The sequence below is a fragment of the Acidovorax sp. Q11 genome, assembly GCF_054950075.1.
Map to the genome: position 1 here is coordinate 1 of NZ_JBUDZG010000110.1, position 372 is coordinate 372.

At 65.9% G+C, this 372-nt stretch carries 1 protein-coding gene; it reads left to right on the forward strand.

The features are described from left to right. Positions 1-372: integrase core domain-containing protein (locus ACYZGB_RS22900; RefSeq protein ID WP_462391285.1), on the forward strand; the 372-nt coding region annotated here is incomplete at both ends.

Genomic DNA, 372 nt, shown 5'->3' on the forward strand with positions numbered 1-372 from the left:
ACAACGGCTCGCCCTGGGGCTCACCCAGCGCCCCTGGTCACTTGAGTACCCTGGATGTCTGGCTGATCCGCCTGGGCGTGCGCAGCAGCCACAGCAGTCCGTACCATCCGCAGACCAACGGAAAGATTGAACGCTTTCACCGCTCCTTGAAAGCCGAGGTGCTGCGAGGGCGGACCTTCGACAGCCTGGCCCAGGCGCAGGAGGCGATGCAGCGCTGGCGTGAGATCTACAACCACCACCGGCCCCACGAGGCACTGGCGATGCAGACACCGGTGCAGCACTACCGCATGAGTGCCCGGCCCATGCCAACGACCCTGGCGCCCATCGAGTACGCCGAGCGCGACCATGTGCTCACGGTGGGCTGGAATGGCT